The 19,996-nt window shown below is 32.5% G+C and carries 17 protein-coding genes and 1 other RNA gene; 10 read left to right on the plus strand and 8 right to left on the minus strand.

Features of this window, described 5'->3' with window-relative positions; all coding sequences use genetic code 4:
* Nucleotides 1–5 precede the first annotated feature (5 nt).
* Nucleotides 6–2,003, minus strand: a complete 1,998-nt coding sequence (locus ABWU82_RS02995; RefSeq protein ID WP_353290022.1) for an ABC transporter ATP-binding protein — start codon at nucleotides 2,001–2,003, stop codon at nucleotides 6–8.
* Nucleotide 2,004: 1 nt separating this feature from the next.
* On the minus strand, nucleotides 2,005–3,864 hold the full coding sequence (locus tag ABWU82_RS03000) for a type 1 periplasmic-binding domain-containing protein (RefSeq protein ID WP_353290023.1): 1,860 nt from the start codon (nucleotides 3,862–3,864) through the stop codon (nucleotides 2,005–2,007).
* Between the two features lie 344 nt (nucleotides 3,865–4,208).
* Between ABWU82_RS03000 and ABWU82_RS03005 the strand changes: the two genes are divergently transcribed.
* From ABWU82_RS03005 to ABWU82_RS03025, 5 genes are all read left to right on the plus strand, one after another.
* Complete coding sequence (locus ABWU82_RS03005; RefSeq protein WP_353290024.1) at nucleotides 4,209–7,331, plus strand: hypothetical protein; 3,123 nt, start codon at nucleotides 4,209–4,211, stop codon at nucleotides 7,329–7,331.
* Between the two features lie 129 nt (nucleotides 7,332–7,460).
* On the plus strand, nucleotides 7,461–7,640 hold the full coding sequence (locus tag ABWU82_RS03010; protein WP_353290025.1) for a hypothetical protein: 180 nt from the start codon (nucleotides 7,461–7,463) through the stop codon (nucleotides 7,638–7,640).
* A 99-nt stretch (nucleotides 7,641–7,739) separates the two neighbouring features.
* On the plus strand, nucleotides 7,740–8,468 hold the full coding sequence (locus tag ABWU82_RS03015; RefSeq protein ID WP_353290026.1) for a hypothetical protein: 729 nt from the start codon (nucleotides 7,740–7,742) through the stop codon (nucleotides 8,466–8,468).
* On the plus strand, nucleotides 8,461–8,778 hold the full coding sequence (locus ABWU82_RS03020) for a hypothetical protein (protein ID WP_353290027.1): 318 nt from the start codon (nucleotides 8,461–8,463) through the stop codon (nucleotides 8,776–8,778). Before ABWU82_RS03015 ends, ABWU82_RS03020 begins: the two co-directional genes overlap by 8 nt.
* Nucleotides 8,779–8,781: 3 nt before the next feature.
* Nucleotides 8,782–9,606 (plus strand): alpha/beta fold hydrolase, encoded by an 825-nt coding sequence (locus ABWU82_RS03025; RefSeq protein ID WP_353290028.1) that lies wholly within the window; start codon nucleotides 8,782–8,784, stop codon nucleotides 9,604–9,606.
* Between the two features lie 46 nt (nucleotides 9,607–9,652).
* On the opposite strand, the gene ABWU82_RS03030 is transcribed toward ABWU82_RS03025, so the two are convergent.
* Together ABWU82_RS03030 and ffs are read right to left on the minus strand one after the other, a co-directional pair.
* Nucleotides 9,653–10,717, minus strand: coding sequence for a 5'-3' exonuclease (locus ABWU82_RS03030; protein WP_353290029.1), 1,065 nt, complete (start codon nucleotides 10,715–10,717; stop codon nucleotides 9,653–9,655).
* 225 nt (nucleotides 10,718–10,942) lie between these two features.
* Nucleotides 10,943–11,039: signal recognition particle sRNA small type (gene ffs, locus ABWU82_RS03035), an RNA gene on the minus strand.
* A gap of 81 nt (nucleotides 11,040–11,120) precedes the next feature.
* Here ffs and ABWU82_RS03040 point away from each other — a divergent pair.
* From ABWU82_RS03040 to metG, 5 genes are all read left to right on the plus strand, one after another.
* Nucleotides 11,121–12,137 carry a ribose-phosphate diphosphokinase gene (locus ABWU82_RS03040; RefSeq protein WP_353290030.1) on the plus strand — a complete coding sequence of 339 codons (1,017 nt, stop codon included), beginning with the start codon at nucleotides 11,121–11,123 and terminating at the stop codon, nucleotides 12,135–12,137.
* 83 nt (nucleotides 12,138–12,220) lie between these two features.
* Nucleotides 12,221–12,748, plus strand: a complete 528-nt coding sequence (gene rnmV, locus ABWU82_RS03045; RefSeq protein WP_353290031.1) for a ribonuclease M5 — start codon at nucleotides 12,221–12,223, stop codon at nucleotides 12,746–12,748.
* 1 nt (nucleotide 12,749) lies between these two features.
* Nucleotides 12,750–13,598, plus strand: a complete 849-nt coding sequence (gene rsmI / locus ABWU82_RS03050; protein WP_353290032.1) for a 16S rRNA (cytidine(1402)-2'-O)-methyltransferase — start codon at nucleotides 12,750–12,752, stop codon at nucleotides 13,596–13,598.
* Nucleotides 13,588–14,847, plus strand: coding sequence for a replication-associated recombination protein A (locus ABWU82_RS03055; RefSeq protein WP_353290033.1), 1,260 nt, complete (start codon nucleotides 13,588–13,590; stop codon nucleotides 14,845–14,847). Before rsmI ends, ABWU82_RS03055 begins: the two co-directional genes overlap by 11 nt.
* Nucleotides 14,848–14,870: 23 nt before the next feature.
* Nucleotides 14,871–16,424, plus strand: a complete 1,554-nt coding sequence (gene metG, locus ABWU82_RS03060) for a methionine--tRNA ligase (RefSeq protein WP_353290034.1) — start codon at nucleotides 14,871–14,873, stop codon at nucleotides 16,422–16,424.
* A 56-nt stretch (nucleotides 16,425–16,480) separates the two neighbouring features.
* Here the strand turns inward: metG and ribH are convergent, their stop codons facing one another.
* Genes ribH through ribD form a run of 4 tightly spaced genes read right to left on the minus strand, consistent with a single transcriptional unit; the run spans nucleotide 16,481 to nucleotide 19,867 of the window.
* The gene (gene ribH, locus ABWU82_RS03065; RefSeq protein ID WP_353290035.1) at nucleotides 16,481–16,942 is read right to left on the minus strand and encodes a 6,7-dimethyl-8-ribityllumazine synthase; all 462 of its coding nucleotides are present in this window, start codon (nucleotides 16,940–16,942) and stop codon (nucleotides 16,481–16,483) included.
* A 1-nt stretch (nucleotide 16,943) separates the two neighbouring features.
* Nucleotides 16,944–18,149, minus strand: a complete 1,206-nt coding sequence (ribA, locus tag ABWU82_RS03070; protein WP_353290036.1) for a GTP cyclohydrolase II — start codon at nucleotides 18,147–18,149, stop codon at nucleotides 16,944–16,946.
* 3 nt (nucleotides 18,150–18,152) lie between these two features.
* On the minus strand, nucleotides 18,153–18,770 hold the full coding sequence (locus tag ABWU82_RS03075) for a riboflavin synthase (protein WP_353290037.1): 618 nt from the start codon (nucleotides 18,768–18,770) through the stop codon (nucleotides 18,153–18,155).
* Between the two features lie 2 nt (nucleotides 18,771–18,772).
* Nucleotides 18,773–19,867 (minus strand): bifunctional diaminohydroxyphosphoribosylaminopyrimidine deaminase/5-amino-6-(5-phosphoribosylamino)uracil reductase RibD, encoded by a 1,095-nt coding sequence (gene ribD, locus ABWU82_RS03080; protein WP_353290038.1) that lies wholly within the window; start codon nucleotides 19,865–19,867, stop codon nucleotides 18,773–18,775.
* Between the last annotated feature and the right edge of the window lie 129 nt (nucleotides 19,868–19,996).

A 19,996-nucleotide genomic window follows, 5' to 3' on the forward strand; every position in this document is an offset into this window, starting at 1 on the left:
TTAAATTACCTTCTTCCTGCCATTAATTCACCAATATGTTGTTTTGTCATTACTGAAGCTGGACCTTCTTCTAAGAAGACACCGTTTTGCATTACTGCAATAGTATCAGCTAATCCTAAAATTTCATCTAATTCGTATGAGATTAATAAGATTGCTTTACCAGCTTCTTTTTCCTTCAAGATTTGTTCGTGGATAAAGGCGATTGCCCCTAAGTCCATACCTCTTGTTGGTTGTACTAAAATCAACAATTCGTGTTCTCTTTCCATTTCACGACCAATAATTAATTTTTGTTGGTTACCACCAGACAATAATCTTGCTGCTGTTGTTCCTCTTGAAGTACCACGTACGTCGTACTTATTAATAATTTCGATCGCATGCTTTGTAATTTCATGAGAGTTCATGAAACCTGCAACTGAATATGGACGTTTTACAATTTCTTGTAAAACTGAGTTTTTATCAATTGGTAAGTCTAAGACTAAACCGTGTTTATGTCTGTCTTCAGGAACGTTAGATAAACCTAAATCGTAACGTTTCTTCACAGATTTACCGTTTAATTCATGACCGTTCAAGATAATTTTTGAATGACCATTAGGTAATAATCCAGCTAATGCTAATGCTAATTCTGATTGTCCGTTGCCTTCAACACCTGCAATTGCGTAAATTTCGCCAGCACGAATCTTGAAGTTAACTTTATTTGGATCAGCATATGTAGTGTTAGTAGTAACTGTTTGTTCTTGTTGTACAGATGCTTTTTCTACAGTTGAAGTAGCTGAATTTGATAATGGTTCATCTTGAGCTTGAGTTTGACTTGGAGTCGTTGTATTTGAACCGTGTCAAACATCTTGGAAATGATGAATTCCTTGTGTGTCGTCTAACTCATCCTTAATTAAAGGATTGTTAGCTGTTGACCGTTTGAAATCATTGTCGTAGATTTCGTCTCTTTCATCAATTGGAGAATAGAACAAGCCCTTTCTTTGACGAGTTTTGCTCTTTGTTTGTAAAGCTTGTCATAATTCTTTAATTGATTGATTATTTAACTCAGAAGTTTCAGTGTTTGGTTGTACTTCTTTTTTAGGTTGTTGTACAACGGCTTTTTTGAATCTATCTAAAAACTTTGTTTTAGTTCTTGAAGATTTTCATAATTTATAAATATCTAAATTATTTACTTCAAATTTCACTGGATTGTTGGCTAAGCTACCGCCGGCATTTTTGACTTCAGCAATTTTCTTACCAACCATCATTTCTGCAATTTCAGGAATTGATTTATCTTTAACTTTAAAGTCGCCGATATATTTTCCTCTTCTAATTACAGTAGCGCTATCAGCTACTGCTTTAATTTCTGCTAATTTATGGGTAATAATGATAACCGTTTTGCCCACTTCTTTGAAGTGTAAGATCATCTTTAAGAATGAAGCAATTTCATCTTGTGATAAAACCGCTGTTGGTTCGTCAAAGATTAAGATATTGGCGTTCCGGTATAGTAATTTTAAAATTTCTGTTTTTTGTTGTTGACCAACAGAAATCTCTTTAACTTTCTTATCTAAATTTAGTTTAAAGTCGTACTCTTGAACTAAATCTTTTAACACTTTTTTAATCTTTACGGCATTAATAATACCTAAAGTTTTAGCTCCTTCAGAACCTAAGATAACGTTTTCTCAGATACTAAATTCATCTACTAATTTAAAGTGCTGGTGTACCATTCCTAAACCAACTTTATCAGCATCTTTTGCTGATGTAAAGTTAACTTCTTGACCGTTAATTCTAATAATGCCAGAGTCAGGAGTGTAAATTCCAAATAACATTGACATTAATGTTGATTTACCAGCCCCGTTTTCACCGATAATGGCGTGTACTTCGTTGGTTTTTACTTTTAGTTGTACTTTATCGTTAGCTACGACTTTACCATTTAAGAATGTTTTGGTAATGTCGATCATCTCTACAGCGTACTCTGATTTAAATTTCTGTGTTTCAGTTGCTTGCGTTTGAATTTTTTTATCTTCCATATTATTTGGCTCCTGCTTTATTTGGGTTCGGTAAATGAATACCAAATTGTTTTCAATAATCTAACAATCCCATATAAGCTGATTGTGAGAAACCTTTATCTAATAATGGAGCAACTGGAGACGCTAAGAAGACTTTCATAATTGATTTATTTTCTTCGTAAGCTTTTTTAGTTACAACGCCCTTTAGATTGAAACTACTTCTTTTCATAATTTCTTCTTTATTATTCATAAATCATTGTTTTAGTGAATCTAAACGTGATTTATTAATTTCAGCGGCGTTAGGAGTACTATCTGGTAAAGCTTCGTATTTTTTAAATCAAGCATCAAGTGAAGTGAAATCCGGTTTTGCTAACGGATGTTCAGTCGTACCTCAAGCATCTAATGGCATCATCATTCTGTATTCATTAGGAATACCAGCATATGAGAATGATGATTCATTATTTGCTGGTTGTCCAGGTTCTCAGTCGTTAGATGTGTAGAAGACTTTTTGCGCTGGATCATTTAATGCTTTGAATGTTGGAGTTTCACCAATAATTTTCAAGTATTTTTGATATAGAGGATTTCAATAATTTGAATATTCGTCACTAGTTGGAATATCAGTGTTTGGATTATTGTTTGGTACAGCGAAGATTTTATCGATTTCTGATTGTGTTACTTCTTGACCATTGGCTTGCATGTTAAATCTAGTATCAGCTGGTAAAGTATTTAAATCATTATCGTGTGCTTTCATAGCAATTTCCATTGCTCTAACAAAGTATTGGTATCCTGCTTCACTAACACCTACACAGTTGTTTTCAGTCGTTCCTAAAGAAACGCAACCAAAGCCGCCGATAGATTCGCCTTTGCCTGGATGACTAATGCCTCTTTCAACGTCGTTAGCCATTAACACAGTTGCGATATTCAATTTCTTCATACTTGAGAATTGAATAACTCTGTTAGTTCCACCAATTTTTGTTGTTCCGTTCACTTCTTCGTAACCTGGTGTTGATAATGGTAAGTTAGCGTTAGTATCGTTTTCGTTGGCAGTATCTACACCAAGAACAACTGTTCTTTTGTGGTTTTGTTTAATTAATCTAACAGCTTGTTGAGTTTGAACCCCAGCTACTGGCATTAACATTGACACATTTTGTGCTAATAAGTTATTAATTAATGTATCCCCTTGAGTAGCCCCAAATCCGTTAGAGAAGTTAGTCACTTGTGTGTGTCCTACGAATAATTCTTCAATTTTTTTGAAAGGTTTACCGCTCTTAGTCTTTGCAAACGGAGCGATGTATTCGTTAAAGTATCTGATACCTCTTTGTAAACCACCCATGTAACTCGTTACAGAAGAGAATGAACCCCCACCGTAAGTTGCAAACGTTAATTTGTCGCCTGGGTTTGGTGCGAAGTAGTATTGGTATTCATTTAAGAATTCTCCAGCAGCAATCCCTGTAACGAATGAACCTAAGTCCGTTCTAAACTGAATTGCAGCAACTTGACTACTTCATAATGGTTGCGCTGTATTAGTGTTTAACTTATTACCTTGTCAAATTGGCAAGCCGTAAAAGTCATCCAACAGTAAAAAACCACTACGAGATAAGTAATTGTACATCGGCGCATTTTGCTTTTGTGAAATCGCTAAAGCTTGCGTCAATGGAATTGTATGCGAATAACCTGGTAGTACCATCAAACGCGTCCCATTTACAGCGGCTGCAAAATACATTTGCATTAAATCTGAGTTACTGTTTCCGGTAGGAGCTGATGAATACATTCTATAAGGGTTGGCGTGAATATTTGCAAAATATCCTCCAACCACAGCCCCAGTCACACATCCTACTGCAAGGATGGAAACAGGTGCTGCTCACATTCATTTTTTAATCATATTTTCCCCTAAATTTAACTTGTATATACAAGATGTATTATTTATATTCTACATAAAATATAGATTTATAAAAAATAAACACCTAAGTATCAGATTTTTTTCCAAAATTATTTAGAATAAACTTCGACATTAAACTTTAATGACACATTTTTTCATTTAAATATTGGTTTTAAAATTAAAATTATTGCATAAACCCACAAATTTCCGGTTTATTGCAAAAGCAAGAAAAGATACCTTTTAAGGTATATATATAGATAAAAAGAACTTTCTTTTATAATATAAAAATAGTTACTAACACATTAAATATCAAATTAATAGATAAAAATTGAGAGAGAACTTACATAATGAAACTGAAAAAAACAGCCAAAATTTTAATGCCTACATTAGCAATTGCTGGTCTAGTCGTTTCACTACCGCTAGCGTTAACCTCATGTAGTAGCAATGCACAATTCGATCCTAATACAGAAGTTGAGTGAGCGGTTCCGAGACAAACTACTTACTTCTACTCTAATGCCAATCCACAAATGCCGATTTTAAACGGTAATTTTTATTTTAAGGATTCAAAGTACCAAGCATCAAACGTCACTTACCAATGATTTAAAAATGCATTGCCTATTACCAATGCAAATAGTTCACAATTTGTTGTAAATCAAGGTGGCAAGGGTAACTACTACTGCCAAGCTAGAATGACTGTAGATGGCAACCAATACGTGGCGACTTCACCAGTTTATATCGTGACTGGTTCACCAATTAGTTTAAACATCCAATCTACACCAAACCCTACTGGTAGCTTCTGAACTAAATTCTTTGGCCAAGTAGATGGTTATAATGGAACTTTAAACGCAATTTTAACTTCAACTGATGCTTCAGTGAACTTACAACAATTAAATGAACAAGGTAACATACAGTACCAATGAATTCAAGAAACAATATTAGGACAAACAGTAGTTTCAACAAACCCAAATTTTGTGCCAACTAATCCAGGACTTTATAGATGTAAAGTTCAAATCATTTATAACGGACAATACTTAATTACTTCTAGTTCTTATAAAATTCTTTTACCAAACGCAATTGATAGTAGTTTAACTTCTAATATCAATAACGTTGGTAGTAACGGTAACTACTATTTAGGTACTAAATCAGGAACTGAAGCATTTACATTAACTCCAACATTTAAAAGCTATAACACTGCAACTAATGTTGCTCAAGGTTTAGAACATGGTAACTTTGACTTTGACTGAGCAGTTAAAGAATTATTAAAAGCTTTACTGGGTGATGCAAACGTTAACAGCATTCTTAAAAATTACCTTAAAGAAATTGATAAATTGTTACCAACTGTTAAGAGCATCATCTTAGAAAAATTAAAAGAAGTTTTAGCAACTTATTCACCAGAAATTATTAAATTAGTAAGTGATGCTATTAACCAATTAGGTACATCTGCTAAATTACCAGAAACAGTTATTAACTGGTTACAAAATAACTCAAGCAATGTTATTAAATTAGCAATTCCAGCAATTGAAAAATTATTATCTGGCAACATCGATAAACTTACTTTACCAAACCCAGACACAATTATTCCTAATGGTAATCCTTTATCAAAAGTTATTAGTAAAGACTTACCAAAGGGTACCGGTTATGGTATTCCTAATAATTTACAATTGGCAACAATGTGAATTAAAAAGATTGATACAAGTAGTAACAATCCCGACAATCCATTAACTTTAAGTGCAGTTCAAGGCTTAGCTAAATTATCTGCTGAAGCCCAAGCTAATGACAGTTCTGCTAAGAATTCATTTAGCTCTACTACAACTAATCCAACACCAGCAACACCTACAAGTTCTACAAGTGGTGATGCACCAAGTAAAAGTAGTACACCAGCACCTTCTATTAGTTCGTCAGATACGATTTATAATGGTGAATACCAAATTATCAAACCAATGCGTTTAGGAGAACAACCATTAAACGTAAATACCCCTGGAAAATATATCTTAGTAGAAGCGCTGTATCCAAGAGGAGCTAATACTTATACTGAATACGGCCAAATTGTAAACTTTAAATATACAACTGTTAATGTTGACATGGCTAAGAAAATTTGAATTCCTGGTATCAACGATTCTTCTTCAACACAATTCACTCAAGCTCAAAGCGTGATTGTGGCTCAAAACAGTTTATCTGCCTTTAATGACCCAAACAGTAAAGACTACCAATTCTTACAAACTAAGATTTTAAACATCTTTGGTTTAACTGGTAAAGCAAACGTGGAATTCATTTTAGGTAAGAACCCTGGTAACAAAAACAAACCATTGAATGGTAAGCCAAACAGTGAACCATTAACAGCTGCTGACTGTTACAAAGTAACTGTGAAATTTACTGCTTTACCTGGTTATGAATTAGAAGGTACCACTTCATTCACTTCAATTACTTCAGTTGAAGGAACAACTACATTACCAAAATTCATGTCAACTATGCAAGGCATGAAATCAGAATTTGCTACAGACCTAAACAACTATGCTAAAACACTTAAGGTAAAAGATCCAAACGCTCCACGTGCTACGCAAGCTTTAGTGGATGACTTGAATAAAGGTCCAGCTAACAGTGTGATGTATAAAGAAATGTCTGGTCAAATTAACGCTGCACTTTCTAAGTTAGATCCAAAAATCCCAGCAGACAGTTATACATACAAAATTCAATTATCACCAAACCCTGGTATCGGTAAAAACTTCAGTGCAAAGATTATCTTTACTGCTGTTCAAGGTTACGGCTTTACTGATGCTGGTTTAACAACCTTCAGCGTAGACCTAGGTACATTAGACCAAGTTCACGGTTATGCTGCAATTATTAAACAACCGAACGCTAACTTAATGAAGGCGTTAAATGTTGGTTTTGCACAAATTAACAATGGTGACATTTTATCTAGTCCATTAATTGGTTATGCATTAGAATTAGCCTTCGGTTACAACGGACAAGCTAAATATGTTGGTCCAGCTACTTGAGACCAAACTAAATCACCTTACTCTGTTACTTATACATTTAAAACTGTTGATAAAAATAAATTTGTCTTCTCGAACGGTAAGGGTGGTACAAGTGAAACTTGAAGCGTAACTTTCAAAACTAAAGTTACTAAGTTGAACGCTAACCATAATAACCCATTCATCCAATTAACACCGGTTACTAAAACCGCTAACGGTAGCGATACTGTCTTAAGCACTTCTGGTCAAATTGTGAACGTGCCTAAACAGTTATCAAGCATTGAAACTTTCATTCAATTAAACTACCAATGACAAGAAGCTACTAGTGACGATGCTTCAGCAACTTGAAGCGATATCCCTGGTGCTAACAAGGCCACTTACAGCTTTAAACCAAGTGGTTCAAAATACTACAGATGTAAAGTTACTATTTCACCAAAATTATTAACAACAATTACAATTGGTGAACCAATCTATACTAGTCCATTAAATGTTGCTTAATCATTTTAGGAAAACTTTAAGAAAATAACCTGAAAAATCAGGTTATTTTTTTCTTTTGCCTACTTTAACCCCTAGAAGACTATAGTAAATTCGTTAAAATATAGTCAGAAAATAAAAGAGGTGGTATCAATGTCTTTTTTCAAAAAACTAAAGGATGTTTTTTCAAACAAAAAAAATTCAGAACATACACAAGAACAAAAAAATGTTCACCTTTCTAAGAACACCGAAGGTCTTTTCAAAGAAGCAGAAGTGACTGGTCAAAGCGAAGAAGATATTACTAGAGCTTTAGACATTGATGACTTAGAATAACAAAACAAAAAAACGTAAAAACACAAAATTTTGCTAGAAATAGCGAAATTTTTTAATTTGCTAAAATATATATATATAAAAGATTGTGAGAACAAAGCAATGGATAAAATAAATCTATTTTTTAAAAATAAAAAGACTAATAAGCACTTGTTCAATTCTCAAGGGGCTTATTTATCTGCTGCTTATAGTAGATATTTAGGTACGAAAGTTGAAGAATTATACAAAAAGTCAAGAACACCTCACACTTTAAGTAAACGTGAAGTTAGTTGTCCCAAATGCCGTGGGAAATTAAAAATTTATCACGATAACGAAAACGATCACTACTACAAGTGTGATAAATGTAACCACTTGATGAGTTTTTCAGAATACCAAAAAAGATTCATTACAAAAAACTGAGATACTCAAATTAAAAACGGAATTACATTATATAGTTGAGACGGTACTTGTCCTAATTGTGGACAAGTAAACCCATTCTTAAGTTACTGTATTAACGAAAATTTTGGAACCGAAGAACTTTGCGAATATGATCCAATTCTTTTGGGTTGTGTTCCTAAACTAGATGGTTTTATTATGAAAATGTGCCGGGCTATCAATAAATTCCCTAATACTAAAGGAGAATTATCTGCCAGAATTTTTTGCTCTAAATGTGATGCACCGGTACCCTACCGCAGTTTAATCGATAGTTTCTTGTCACAAAAAACTTTAGATGTAGAATTTGTTATCAAAAAAGAAATTTTGATTAACAAACTAAACCTTTATCCTGAAGATGTGTCTAGAACGATGAACTACCTGGTTTTATTAAACCAAAACGCCGAAACAGATGCGTAAATTTTGATTTTCTTTCCAGACAATCTTTTATAAAGATATTAAATTTATTAAACTTTCTAAAGTGCTAACTTTAATTGACAATGAAAAATACGTGGTTATAGAATTTGTAAAAGCGAAGTTTGATAATCTCCAACATTTCCCTAATGCTTTGCAAATTAACATTCTGCAATACCAAAGTGTATTGCGACTGGTGGATCCTAATCAAATTATTTTGATTAATAATAACCATTTTTTTGCCAGTCAATATTACCGTTTTTTAAAGAAAAACGGTCGGAAAGTTTACTTTATTAAACAGCACAAAAAGGAGTAAACCGTGGAAATTATTTCTTCTAAAAACTTTAAATACAAGTATATCCCTTGTCGAACAGAACAAAAACTAGGTTCAGTGGTCTTTTGTCATGGATATGCTACCAATTCAGATTACTTTGATGAAATTGCTAAAAAATTAGCATTAAATTACGATTACTACGCAATTGAACTAGAAGGGATGGGGGTAACGCCAACCGACCCTTCAGTTAATTTAACCCCTAAACTTTATTCTTTACAATTAGCTGAACTAATTAGAGACGTACTTAATTTACAAGATGTTATTTTAATTGGTCATAGTATGGGCGGTGGGGTTGTAGGTATGACTTCTAATTTAATTCCCGAAAGAATTAAATTATTAGTTATGGTCTCACCTATGAACTCATCATTACATGTCAAATTATTAAACTCTTTCAAACTTACTCCCACTAATTTAGCTAAGGCTTGAGAAGCATCTTATATCGTGTACAAAGATCCTTATAAAATCTTCCCTGATGGTCCAAGTAGTCCTAATTTAAAACTCATGATGGAAACCCAAATTGAAATTAAAAAACATACCAAAAATTTATACAGAAGTATGAATGCACCACTAAACTGAATTCGTTTAAGAAAATCTGAAAAACATATTTCGGTTCCAACAGCTTTAATCGTGGCCGAAGATGACCAAATCATTGATGCTAAATTTGCTATTAGAAGATTAACTAAAAATCCTAACGTTAAACCCTTTATCATTTATAACTCTGGGCACGTTCCTTTTGTGGATGAACCAGAACAATTTTACACAGTATTACATCACATTATTACAACCATCGAAAAAGATGGCGAATTATAATCAACCATACAAAAACCCTTTCAGGCTGTCCTGAAAGGGTTTTCATTTATTTTTTTATTTGGGCTGTTTTCTTTATTTTTTTAGCATTAGTTAAAACTGGCACAACTTCATTGGTAGTTTCTTCTCGATAACCAATAGGTTGTTCTTTAAAGTATCTTTGGTGGTTCTTAATAAAAATATTAAGTAACACATTTTTAAAGAAGTTATAGTTTAAATCATTGGTCTTATAAATAGCGTATAGTGAGTTAATACTACGTTTCTTTTTAGAGCTATTGTGTTCGTCAAATGAAGAAATATCAATCGTTGAAACCAAAGTAACCAACTGTCTGTTTAACTCTACAATTTCTCAATGTACTTTTAAGTTTAAGATGATTTTTCTAATTTTACGATTTTGAGTTTTTAAACTAATAATATTATCAATAGTTTGATGTTCACGCAGTAATTTCTTTACCAATGTGGTTCAGTATAAACCAGGAATCCCGGGAGTATTATTTGATTTATCCCCATAAATGATTTTGTACTGCATATATTCTTGCGGTAATAATCCTTCGTGTTCTAACACGTAGTTTTCATCAATCACGCTAAAATCGTATTTACTTTTGTTGTATTTCACAATCTTAACATTTGGAGTAATCAACTGGTATAAATCCTTATCATTAGTTCAAATGTAAGTGTTGTACTTGCTAGAGTATTGTCTAGCTAATGAAGCGATTGTATCGTCTGCTTCGAAACCTGGTACAGATAGATAATTAATGTAAAGATGTTCCAATAATTGTTTCGTTAAATTAATTGATTCTTCTAATAACGGCTTAGATTTGGATTTAGTTTTATATGGAGTAAAAATTTGTTTTCTAAAAACAGGTTTATCTTTAGAATCGAACACAAAAATAACCTTATCAGGATTATATTTAGTAATCATATTAATCCATCTTTTAGCAGTTGTATAAATGTGCAAATTTAAAGGTTTATTTTTATCCACATGGTTTTGGATTACTTCTTGTTTAATGCCAAAATAATTATTAGCTAACGAGTTGTTAGCATCAATAATTAACAAAGTTTTTTTGTCGGTTAGATTAGGTTCAAATTTGTTGGGATACTGTCTTTTGTTCATTTTTACTGTAATTAATTAGTCCGTTCTGTAGTAAATTATTAAAACCGCATACGATGATAGTATGCGGTTGCTTTCTATCAGGGTGTTGTTTTAATCAAAAATTTAAATCATTTAAGAAAACACAGTTTTTAAATCGTTTAAAGTTTTGAGTGAGACGCCCTATTATTATTTTATTTAAATAAAGTTAAAAAACGCAAAATAGGTAATAAAAAAGTTAAAAATGGGACAAAAAAATGCCACCGCACACTAAAAGATCATGCTTAGTGCTGCTCTATTTCTAGCCTGACACGGTTTGCCACTTAAAGTTGCGATGACATATTTATTATATAAAAATAAACGCAATAACGCAAAATAATAGAAATATTAAATTAAAATATAAGAATATTAGGTGGATAGATATATTATGGAAACAAATTTAAACAATAAAACAATTCTTTTTGGGTTATCAGCATCAGAAGGTTTAGCCGATGCTGTAGCTAAAAAATTAGGCACTGAGCTTAGTCCTATTAAAATTCAACGTTTCGCTGATGGAGAAATTTTAGTAGCTCCACAAGTTAGTGTAAGAGGACGTGACGTTGCTATCATTCAATCAGTTTGTAATCCTGTTAACGAAAATTTAATGGAATTATTAATTGCTATTGATGCTGTAAGACGTTCTTCAGCTAGATCAATCAACGTAATTATTCCTTACATTGGCTATGCAAGACAAGATAGAAAAACTGGTCCAAGAGAACCAATTACATTTAAACTAGTGGCGAATATGTTACAAGCTTCTGGTGCTACTAGAATCTTAACCTTTGATATTCACTCAGATCAAACACAAGGATTCTTCGATATTCCGTTTGACTCAATGAGATTATCAATCTTCTTATTAAACGAATTCATCAAAGACAAAGATTTATTTGACTTCGTTGTGGTTTCGCCAGACTACGGTGGAATTAAACGTGCAAGAACAATCAGTACATTAGTTAATAAACCATTAGCAATCATTGATAAAAGAAGACCATCTCCAAACCAAGTAGAAATTAAAAATATTTTAGGAGATGTAAAAGACAAAGATTGTTTAATCTTTGACGACATGATTGATACAGGTGGCACAATGTTGGCGTCTGCTAAATTATTGAAAGAACATGGTGCTAGAACGGTATCAATCTTAGTAACACACGGTTTATTCAATGGTAACGCGGCTGAAAGATTTAATGAAGCTTATGATCAAGGTTACATTAACAACGTGTTAGTTACAGATACAATCGAAAGACCAATTGGTATTAAATGCTTAAAAGTGGTATCTGTTGATCACATCATTGCTGATGTTATTAAATTGTTCACAGAAGAAACTGGTGCGATGAGTGAAATCATTAAAAGAAACACTCAAGAATTATCTTGCAAAATTCAAATCGAATTAGATAAACGTAACTAAACTTTGAGGAAAGACGAGTTCTTGTAGAATGTGATTTTCTGAATCATCTTCTCTAGAACTTTTATTTTAAAAATCAAGTATATATGAAACCAAAAATTCAAGAAACTATCATCGTAGAAGGCAAGACTGACACCATTAAACTAAAATCCATTTTTGATGTCGAAACTATCGAAACTAACGGTTCTGAAATCAATAAAAAAACTTTGCAGTTAATTAAATTAGCTAGCGAAAAAAATGGCGTAATCCTTTTCTTAGATCCCGATGGACCCGGCGAAAGAATTCGAAAAATTATTTCTCAAGAATTACCTTATACTAAACAATGTTTTGTAAAAAAGAGTGACATTGTTAAGGGTTCAAAAAAAATTGGTATTGCTGAAGCGACCCCAGAAAGTATTATCAAAGCTTTAAATAATTACGTTGTCTTTGAACAAAAATCTATCTCATCCATTTCCTTAACTGAGTATAACGAACTCAACATCACCACCAAAGCACAACGGCAACTAATTTGTGATCATTTAAAAATTAGTTACTGTAACAATAAACAGTTGTTAAGACGGTTAAACTTAATTGGCATCACGAAAGAACAAGTCTTAGCAATTTTAGGAGATTAATATGAAAACTTTTGAAACTGAAAAAAAATTAACTGTAGCAGCTTCACCAATCGGTAACTTAAATGAAGTATCTTTTAGATTCATGGAAGCAATGGAAAACGCTGACATTGTGTTATGCGAAGATACAAGAATTACTGGAAACTTAATTAACCTCTTAAATTTAGAAAACAAACCTAAACTAATTAAGTTTGAAAAATTTACTGAAAATGACAAAGTTAACGAAGCGATTCGTTTAATCAATGAAGGAAACAAAGTTGTCTTAGTATCTGATGCCGGTTATCCATTAATTTCTGACCCAGGATACACTTTAGTTAGTGCTTGTGAAGAACATAATATCGCTGTCGAAGTAATTAATGGTCCATCAAGCATTACACACGCTCTAGTGGCTAGTGGTTTACCTACTAACACTTTTATGTTTTTAGGATTTTTAGGAAAAAGTAAACAAGTAAGAACTAACTCCTTAAACCGTTACCGTGACTTAAAAACCACTTTTGTTATTTTGGAATCTGTGCATAGATTACAAGATTGCCTTAAAGACTTATACAGTGTATTAGGCGACCAAAAAGTCGCAATCGCAAGAGAATTAACTAAAAAACATGAAGAAATTATTCGCACCACTTTAAGTGAAGCGGTTAATTTAGACATTAACTTAAAGGGCGAATTTGTTTTAGTAGTTTACAACGAACCAGAAGAGGTACCAACTGAAGCTGTTGATTTAGTGGCAGAAATTAAAACTATGTTAAATAACAATCTAAAAACTAAAGAAATTAGTTTCTTATTAGCTGATAAATATAATTTAGATTCTAAAGAACTATACAAAAAAATCTTAGAAGTTAAAAATGATCAATAAGAGTAGCTTAGCTAATGATTTAAGACCCGAATCATTAGATGATATTGTTGGACAACAACACCTTTTAGCAGATAATGGTGTACTTAAAAGAATGATTGAGACACGGTCACTGTTCTCTATTATTTTTTATGGTAATCCTGGAATCGGTAAAACTAGCATGGCTGTGGCCATTGCTAAAACTTTGGGCATTCCTTACAGCATTTTTAATGCAACCACAGATAACAAAGATAAACTAGTCAGAATTTTAAACACTGCTAAATTATCCACTGAATACATTGTCATTGTAGAAGAAGTACATCGGATGAATCGTGACAAACAAGATATTTTATTATCTGGTTTAGAAGACAAATCTATCGTAGCTTTTTTAACCACTACCGAAAATCCTTTCTTTGTTATTAATCCAGCCGTAAGAAGTAGATGTCAAATTTTTCAACTAAAACCCATCAACAAAGAAGACATGTTTGTTGGTATTAAAAAATTAATAGATAATAAAAAAATACCGTTAATCATTCAAGATAAATACATCAAACAAATTGTCAATTTAACTAACGGAGACTTCAGAAGTACATTAAATTTATTTGATTTATTAGTTAAACTTTATTCTGATCAAAAAATTAACGAAAGCATCATTGAAAAAATCTACACTCAATCATATGTTCTGGGTAGTTCTGAAGGCGATGAAATTCATAACTTAAAATCTGCCTTACAAAAATCTATTCGTGGTAGCGACCCTGATGCTTCTTTGTACTACTTATTTCGGTTAATTAAAATTGGAGACTTTGAAGCTTTATTTAGAAGGTTACTAGTTATTGCTTACGAAGATATCGGACTAGCTAACCCAAATATGGGACTCAGAGTTAAACAAGCTATTGATATCTTTAAAGAAATTGGAATGCCTGAAGGTAAATATCCATTAACTGCAATCGTTATCGAGATGGCTTTATCACCAAAATCTAACTCTATTAGCCAAGCAATGTATCAAGCTGATTATGAAGTAGAAAATGGTGGCATTTACGAAATTCCGGCTCACCTAAAAGACACTCATTATAAATCTGCTGCCAAGTTAGGGATTAAGGGGTATAAATTTCCGCACGACTACCCAGGTAACTACGTAGAGCAAGATTATATGCCCCCAGAACTTGCTCAAAGAAAATACTATTATCCCAATTATAATAATGTAAACGAGGCCAAGATGAATGACACTCATGCCAAGTTTATTAAATCAGCTTTAGAAAAACAAAATAAATAACATTTATATTCAAGGAGAAATTTATGGATAAAAAATTCTTTATTTCCACACCAATTTACTACGCTAGTGGAAAACCTCATATTGGTCACGCTTACACAACTATCATTGCTGACGTTTTAAAAAAATATAAACAATTATTTGGTTACGAAACTTTCTTTGTGACAGGTTCAGATGAACACGGACAAAAAATTGAAACTAAAGCCGCTGAAAACAACATGACTCCACAAGAATTTGTGGACAAAACTTCAGAAGGTTTCAAAGATCTATTCAAACTATTAGGTATTGATTACGATTGCTTCATTAGAACAACTAACAAAGAACACGAACACGCTGTTCAAGAAATTTTTAGCGAAATGTACGCTAAAGGTTACATTTATGAAGGTAACTGAAAAGGTTACTACTGTGTTCAATGTGAAGAAAACTTAACAGAAAAACAACTTGTAGAAAAAGAAGATGGTCTATATTGTTCAGTAGGACATAAAGTCATCGAAAAAGACGAATCTTCATACTTCTTTAAAATGTCAGATAAGGCTGAAGGTTTATTAAGTTACTATAAAGAACATCCTAACTTTATCATTCCTGAATCACGTGCTCGTGAATTAGAAAACAACTTCTTACAAAACTTAACAGATTTATCAATTTCCAGAACTTCAATTAAATGGGGAATTGAGATTAAAGAAAACCCTCAACACGTACTTTATGTTTGATTAGATGCATTATTCAGTTACCTATCAGCTTTAGGTTACAGAACTAATCACGACGAAAACTTCCAAAAATTCTGAGCTGATCCAAATACTGAAAGAGTACACTTAATGTCAAAAGAAATCACTAGATTCCACTGTATCTACTGACCTATTTTCTTAAACAGTTTAAACCTAAACTTACCTACACAAATCATGTCACATGGTTGAATCGTAACTAAAGAAGGTAAGATGTCTAAATCTTTAGGTAACGTTGTAGATCCTGTAGAATTAGTTGAAAAATACGGACGTGACGCTTTAAGATATTTCTTAATTAAAGAAATTCCAACTTACAAAGATGGTGTTTACAATGAAGAAATCTTAATTGAATGCATCAATGCTGATTTAGCAAACAACGTTGGAAACTTAGTATCTAGAACTATTGGTATGCTAAAGAAATACACTGACGGTGTTATTCCTGCTTACAACGGTCAAATTTTAGATCAAGATGCTGATTTAGAAGCTTTAATGGCTAAAACTGTGTCTGATGTGGAAATGTTTGTAACTAACATGCAGCTAGAAAAAGTAGCCACTGCTGTTATTGAACTAATTAAGTTCGCTAACAAATACATTGAAGACAACAAACCTTGAGAATTAAAGAAAAACGAAGAAACAGCGAAATTGAATTCATTATTAAACCATTTAGCTAAAACTATTCAATTAGCTGCTGTATTATTAGCACCAATCTTAATTGACGGTACGCAGTTAATGATGCAACAAATGAACTTCTCACAAGACATTATGACCTTAGCAAGTCTTAGCGATTTACACGCCGTAGATAACATCACTGTAGATGTATCACAACCAATTTATCAAAGAATCCAAATCGCTAAATAATATAAATTAAAAATAAAAAACCGTTGGTTCGCCAACGGTTTTCTTTTGTTTTCATTTTATTTAATTTGTGCGTATAAGTTAATCATTTCAGCCGCAGTTAATGCGCAATCATAACCTTTGTTGCCTGATTTTAAACCAGCACGGTTCATTGCTTGTTCAATTGTTGCCACTGTTAAGACCCCAAAAATCACCGGAATAGGACTGTGAGTAGCAACACTAGTGATACCACTAGTTACTGCGTTACAGATGTATTCATAGTGGTCTGTTTCGCCTTTAATTACTGCACCTAAGCAAATTACAGCGTCATATTGCGGCATAGTGCTTAATTTTTGTGCCACGCCAATGATTTCAAAAGCACCAGAAACTTTATATACATCAATGTTGTCAGTACCAACTTTGTTTAAACCAGCTACGCAACCTTTTAATAAGTTTTCTGTGATACTTGTGTTAAATTCACTCACCACAATAGCAATGTGGTGGTCTTGATTTAACGTTAAATTTCCTGAAAATTCTTTCATATTATTTGACCTTCTTTGTTAAGGTTAGGATGTGACCCATCTTATCTTTTTTTGTTTTTAAATATGTTGCATCGTAAGGGTTCGCTTCAATTTCAATTGCTGTTCTTTCTGCTACTACAATGCCATTATTACTTAATTGTTTTACTTTGTGTGGGTTATTTGTTAATAAGTTAATTGAGTTAACCATTAGGTATTTTAAAATTTGTGCAGCTACAAAATATTCTCTTTCATCGCCACTAAAACCTAATTCTAAATTAGCCTGTAAAGTATCATAACCTTTTTCTTGTAATTTATAAGCCTTTAACTTATTCACTAAACCAATGCCACGTCCTTCTTGACGTAAGTATAACACAACTCCGCTACCATTTTGTTCAATTGCCTTTAAAGCTGTTTCTAACTGCAAACCACAATCACATCTTAAAGAACCAAATACATCACCAGTTAAACATTCTGAGTGTAATCTACATAACACTTCATCTTTATTTTTAATGTTACCTTTAACGATAGCCAATTCTGGTTCTATTGAGAATGGTGTCGTAAATGAGTATAGTTTGAACATTCCGTATTTCGTTGGTAAATCTACCATGTTGTTTAATTTAATTAATTGTTCATTTTCTTTACGGTAGTCTAAAATTTGTTGAACTGAAATAATTGGCAAATTATGTCTTTTAGCAAATCTAGTTAGTTCTGTAATTCTCATCATTTCGCCTTCACGGTTCATGATTTCACAGCATAACCCACAATCACTTAAATTAGCTAATCTCATTAAATCCACAGTTGCTTCAGTGTGGCCTCTTCTTTCAAATAAGCCCAATTCTTTAGCCACTAACGGGAACATATGTCCTGGACGTCTAAAATCTTTTGCTTTAATTCTAGTTTGCGCTGCTTGAATTGCAGTTATTGCTCTTTCTTCGGCTGAGATACCAGTAGTTGATTCAACGTAATCAATACTTTGAGTAAAAGCTGTTTGGTGATTATCGGTATTGTTGTTTACCATTGGACTTAATTCTAATTTGTCCGCTCTTTCTTGAGACATTGGCATACAAATCAAACCTTTACCGTATGTTGCCATGAAGTTAATCATGTCTTTTGTAGCTAATTCAGCCGATCCAATTGAGTCACCTTCATTTTCTCTATCTTCATCGTCTACCACAACGATTAAGCCACCTTTTTTTAACTGTTCTAACGCTTCAAATACTGTACTCATGTTTTATGCTCCTTGTTTTACTTGTTCGTATCTAAAAATGTATCTAGCCATGCAATCATTTTCTAAATTAACCATGTCATTTACTTGTTTGTTTCCTAACACTGTTTCTTGTAAAGTGAACGGAATAGCACTAATTTCAAAATAATCTTCGCCTAAAGCGCTTACTGTTAAACTAATACCATCAATTGCGATACAAGCTTTGTAGGCAATTAAATTTAAAATCTCTGAATTAGTTGTAAATCTAAAGACTTTTGAAATACCATCTTCTGTAATACTGATAATTTTTCCTAAACCATCTACATGACCTAACACTAAATGACCACCTAAAGGATCTTGTAAGGTTAAAGCTTTTTCCAAGTTGACTTCATCATTAGGTTTTAAAGAACCAATTGTGGTTTTGTTTAATGTTTCGTTCATGACATCTACTTCTACATACTTATCAGTAATGTCTACAATTGTTAAACACACTCCATTAACTGCTAAACTATCACCTAATTTAACGGCTTTTTGGATACTAGGTTCACTAATTCTTAAGTAGCAACCATCGATATGGTTATTCATATCGTGTTTTATTTTAATATCGTGAATAATTCCTTTTTTTTCTATAATTCCTGTAAACATAATTAGTACACTACTTCACTTTCTATAAAAATATCTTCGCCTAACATTTGGGAACGAACGTTCACTAACTTTAAAGCATCACACATTCGTGAGAAATTTAAATTTTTAACTGGACTAAAATTTTCGTTTCCACCAATAATTTTGGGACACACAAAAGTTTGAATTGAGTTTACTAAACGTTGTTTTAAAAAATCTGTTGCTATCGTGGGTCCGCCTTCGATATAAACACTATCAATTGATAATTGACCTAATTTCACTAATAAATCTTTTAGGTCTAGTTCGTTATTTTCGTTTTTTCCTACAAATAATAATTCACAACCATAGCTTTGTAACTGTTGAATCTTGGTTAGATTATTATCTCAATACGCAATGATGGTTCTATATTCACGAGCTGTTTGAACAATTTGTGAATCTAACCGAATTCTTAAATGCGAGTCACAAATAATACGAATTGGAGTTTTATGTCCATTTCTAGAAGTTAATAAAGGGTTATCTTTTAAAGTAGTACCAATACCAACCATAATACCCATATTTTGACTTCTGAACAGATGACATAGTTGTCTAGACTGAGTATTGCTTATTCATTTACTATCACCACTATCAGCAGCTACTTTTCCATCTAATGTCATAGCATACTTGTAAGTGATGTAGGGAGTTTTATATTTCATAAAGTGTGCAAACACTTTAATTAATTCTTTACATTCAGTCTCTAATACTCCAACAGTGACTTCAATTCCGTGCTCTTTTAAAAGTTGACAACTTTTACTTGCAACAACCGGATTTACATCCAATGTACCAATTACTACTCTGCGAATTTTACTATTTAAAATAGCATTTACACAAGGTGGTGTTTTTCCATAATGGCAACAAGGTTCTAACGTTACGTAAATTGTTGCATCTTGTAATTGTTCTGATGTTAATTGATTAATAGCATTCACTTCCGCATGATTGCCGCCAAAGTATTGGTGAGCCCCAATAGCTAAAACTTCGTTATTTTTAACAATTACAGCTCCTACCGGAGGATTAGGGTTTACATACCCTAAATATTTCTTAGCTTCTTGAATCGCTAAAGACATGTAATAATTATCGATATTCATTAATAAATTGGTGTTTCCTTAATTCAAAAAATATTTAAAGTTAATAGAAAAAAACGAAACGTATTTCTTTTATTGTAACTAAATAAATTCGTATATAAATAGTAGAAATTAGCAATATTATTACATTTT

Source organism: Ureaplasma ceti (assembly GCF_040369755.1).
In the GTDB taxonomy this organism is placed as follows: domain Bacteria; phylum Bacillota_I; class Bacilli_A; order Mycoplasmatales; family Mycoplasmoidaceae; genus Ureaplasma; species Ureaplasma ceti.